The organism is Microcystis sp. M_OC_Ca_00000000_C217Col, from assembly GCF_007095585.1.
GTDB classification, from domain to species: Bacteria; Cyanobacteriota; Cyanobacteriia; order Cyanobacteriales; family Microcystaceae; genus Microcystis; species Microcystis panniformis.
This window is the reverse complement of the sequence record NZ_SFBV01000046.1, coordinates 1-3,638: the sequence shown is the minus strand read 5'-3', so window position 1 is coordinate 3,638 and position 3,638 is coordinate 1. Positions and strand designations below refer to the sequence as shown.

Here is a 3,638-nt window from a genome sequence, read left to right as displayed (position 1 = left end):
GTCAAAAACTGGTTTGAGCAAGCTCAAGCACATCAATTTGATGGTATTCAATTTAGTTATGATTACCGTCTGGAAAAAGGTCATCATCGCCTCGAAAAACGTTGGTGTTGGGCTGTACCTTTAGAAGCTTTCGGCGGTCTTTATCAACAGGCTCAATGGCAAGGACTTCAAAGTATTATCATGGTTAAACGAGTTCGTCATCTTTGGAATAAAACCACTTGTGAAGTCCAATTTTATCTCAGTTCTCTCCCTGCTGATGCTCAAAAAATAGGTAATGCTATTCGTAAACATTGGGGCATTGAAAATCAGGCTCATTGGATTTTAGATGTTACTTTTAATGAGGATCAATGTCGGATTCGCTCTGGTCACAGCCCTCGTAATGGGAGCCTTCTTGAGACGAGTAGCACTTAACGCTCTTAACCAGGAATCCACTTACCGACGTAGTCTGGCACAAAAAAGTAAACGGGCGGCCATGGATAATAACTATATGATGGCTGTGCTGAAAGCCTTTTGTCAAGCCTAATTGAGATGCTCTTACCCTGAAGTTTTAAAGCGAAGTAAATATAGCTTGTTAAAAAATGAAAAAGATTTAACGGAAACCCAAAAAATTAAACTAGAAGCTATCAAATAAAAATTCCCAAATTTGAAAAAGATGCAGGAATTAAAGGAAGAATTTAGAAAGATTTATGAAACCTCAGAGAATCCGACAGAGGGAATGCTATCCATCTCGGAATGGTTGGCAAAATCCTCCAGTGTTTTTACTAAGAGTTGTCAAACAATCCGAAACTGGTTTGGAGAAATAATTAGTTATTTCGAGCGAAGGACAACGAATGGGATGGTCGAGGGAATCAACAATAAACTTAAACTAATAAAACGGAGAGCCTATGGCTTGAGAAACTTTCGGAATTTTTGGGTTAGAAGTATGTTGTCTTGGCATCTTGTATGTTGATTTAGCATAAAGAGTAACGAAGAGCCAGAAATGTATTCATTACTAAGTCCCACATTGTACCATCTTCCTATATAATTTTGCTTGGCTGCAACAGGAGTGCTGTGAATATTCCACCCAAATGTAGAAACTATGGCGGTGGTGGTCATCAGTAATTTATGCAGTTTTTTCATGGTAATGTCCTGAATAAATAGGGGCTGCTGAAAAAGTTTTTCGTGGGGGCAGGGTGTGGGGTGTGGGGTGTGGGGTGTGGGGTTTTACCCATTTTCAGGTGGTCAATTACCTAATTTTCAGGGAAAAAATCCCTAAATTTTCCCCCCAATCACTCCAATGGTAGGCACTTTTTCAGGGAAAAAAAGTCTAAAAGCCTTATCCAACAAGGTTTTTAGATTTATTCAGCAAACCCTAAATAGTTAAAGGCTAAACTGGACAATTTTGGATAGCGATCGCTCATATTATACTAGGTTTACATGATTACGAGCTATCTAACACACGGTCGGGTGCAATGATTTGTGGCTCTTCTGGTTTCTGTGTGGAAACGAGGTCTATACTGATAGAATATCCGCAAAATAGTCCTAAAAGTCTTGCCCAGTAAGCATTTCACGATTCCATAAGCAAAAATTATCACACAAAGTCGAGAAGAGCCGATTTGTTAGATCTCAAATTCGATTACAGTAGCAATGGCGGCTACAATTTCCAGTATTGTAATTTGTGTGGAAACGAGGTCTATACTGATAGTTTATTCCGCCAAATAGCACTAAAAGTCTTGCCTGATAAGCATTTCACGATTCCATAAGCAAAAATTATCACACAAAGTCGAGAAGAGCCGAAATGCTTCCTAATTTACGAATAAACCTTTGTAAATCCACCCCCCTTAGTTGAAGAGTGTCATTTGATTTCTGCACCAACAGTAGGATCGAAGTTGACTAACCAAATTTCTCCACGTTTTGGCAGCTCAGGGTTAATAGTCAATGATGTCAGCTGCCATTAACTCCTGCCATTCAGAATCTTGTTGATAGTGAGAGAGCATTATATCGGCTTGACTTTTGAGAATATTCCTCCGTTCAGTCATTGGTAACTTCAGAAAAGCAAGACGCTGTTTTAAGGATGGAGAGATATATTCGCTGGTAGAAGAATCAGAACTAACTTCTTCAACCAAAATAACTACCTCAACAGTTTGTCCTACAGTCAGCTCTGGAGATTCAATTTCAATTCTATTTCCCGGTAGGACTTTTGCTGTCGTGTACAAAGTTGATTTAACCATTTTAAGCCTTCTCTTTAAGTATTGTTGTTAATATAGCTTATTAAAATCGGCGACCGCACTTTAACCCACAGTTTTAATCAATGTGCATGGTGAGTTCCCCAAAATCGATCGCTGGAACAGTAGGAGCCACCTTAGGGAACGCACCCTACAAGATTGCGTTCGACATCGCACTGGGGCTACGCCTTCACAGATAGACGAAGCCGCCTAACGGCAAAGTTAGACATTTGCTATGGAATAAACAGACGACTCACGCCTAAATAATTTTCAAGGTAAAGAGCAATTTCAATCAAGCGATCAACACATTCTTCTCGATATTCTCGTTCAATAATCCGATCAACATTTGCAAACGTAACCACAGGCAAAGAAGTTGGTAAACATTCTTCTCGGATTACCTGCTCTAAAGAATCTTCACCCTTCATACTACGGTTGGCGGTTAGTAAAATCATTTGATTCTCTTGAGCAAACCTCCAGACCACTCTATCACTGCTGTTAATTTGTAATTCAACTTCATCAAATGAAATAAAACGAATTGGTAATGTTTCAAGCCACCCTTCAGAAGTAATACTGCCAAAAAGTATGAGCGATTGCCCTTCAATAATTGTGATCGATTAGAAAAATCACTGGCTTATTGCTGCTCGTTTGGCTTTACGCGCTTGCAATTTTTGCCAAGCAGAAGTATATTCAGGCTTGGGCGGCAACTTAGAAATATTAGCAATACGTTCTTGGTTACGCTCATTCCAATAATCTCGAATTTCTGCTGCTTGCCGCACAACTATTTGATACTCTGACTCTACTTCTTTGTAGTGAGCGTCAATATAAGAGATGGCTGCATCAAACTGCTCATCAGTTAGATAGAATTGATGGCGGATTAAATGACGAGGGTAATTGGCGTGAATATAGTCCATTATTTGATACAAGGTTATTCTTGTGCCAGAAATTGTTAAACCACGCTCTGTTCGAGTAATTGCGGGTTCCTGATCAGGATACAGTGACATAGTTTTGATTAGCTCCAAATGGTGTTGAGTGGCCGCTCTTTTCTCATCATATCACCCCCAACTCTGCTGGCCTCACCAATGAAAATATGGCGCATTACATTTGATTAGCGTACCCTCGTCAGCGTACTGCTACCCAGTGCCTTCGGTATCGCACTTAAACCCACAGTTTCAATCAATGTGCATGGTGCGTTCCCCAAAATCGAGCGCTGGAGCAGTAGGAGCCACCTTAGGGAACGCACCCTACGGCGATGGCGATCTGCTACGCAGTGCCTTCGGCATCGCACTGAAACAGTCCACTACGAGAGCAGCAATTATTGTAGCGATTGTCTTAAAAGTCAAGGGGAATAAAGAAAATCTTTTGTACCCCAAATAGGCAAGACAAAGTAACGGCACCAGTCATCCGTTTTGTCAGCGATGAAATTGTTCGGAAAAC

3 protein-coding genes and 3 pseudogenes are annotated in these 3,638 nt (G+C 40.5%); 3 read left to right on the top strand and 3 right to left on the bottom strand.

Annotated features, from left to right (window positions below; genetic code table 11):
- Both EWV66_RS02630 and EWV66_RS02625 read left to right on the top strand, forming a co-directional pair.
- Nucleotides 1-523 (top strand): annotated as a pseudogene (locus EWV66_RS02630) (ISAs1 family transposase); the annotation flags it as partial.
- An 18-nt stretch (nt 524-541) separates the two neighbouring features.
- A pseudogene (locus tag EWV66_RS02625) lies at nt 542-949 on the top strand (ISL3 family transposase); the annotation flags it as partial.
- Nucleotides 950-1,907: 958 nt separating this feature from the next.
- Here the strand turns inward: EWV66_RS02625 and EWV66_RS02620 are convergent.
- The 3 genes and pseudogenes from EWV66_RS02620 to EWV66_RS02610 all read right to left on the bottom strand — a co-directional run bounded on the left by EWV66_RS02620 (nt 1,908) and on the right by EWV66_RS02610 (nt 3,205).
- On the bottom strand, nt 1,908-2,210 hold the full coding sequence (locus EWV66_RS02620; RefSeq protein ID WP_052275709.1) for a hypothetical protein: 303 nt from the start codon (nt 2,208-2,210) through the stop codon (nt 1,908-1,910).
- 227 nt (nt 2,211-2,437) lie between these two features.
- Nucleotides 2,438-2,831 (bottom strand): annotated as a pseudogene (locus EWV66_RS02615) (ACP S-malonyltransferase).
- Entirely contained in the window at nt 2,828-3,205 is a 378-nt protein-coding gene (locus EWV66_RS02610) for a DUF433 domain-containing protein (RefSeq protein ID WP_002760641.1), read from the bottom strand. Before EWV66_RS02610 ends, EWV66_RS02615 begins: the two are co-directional and overlap by 4 nt.
- A 175-nt stretch (nt 3,206-3,380) precedes the next feature.
- On the opposite strand from EWV66_RS02610, the gene EWV66_RS02605 reads away from it, so the two are divergent.
- Nucleotides 3,381-3,578: a hypothetical protein gene (locus EWV66_RS02605; protein ID WP_052275710.1), complete on the top strand. Its 198-nt coding sequence runs from the start codon at nt 3,381-3,383 to the stop codon at nt 3,576-3,578.
- Nucleotides 3,579-3,638 lie beyond the last annotated feature (60 nt).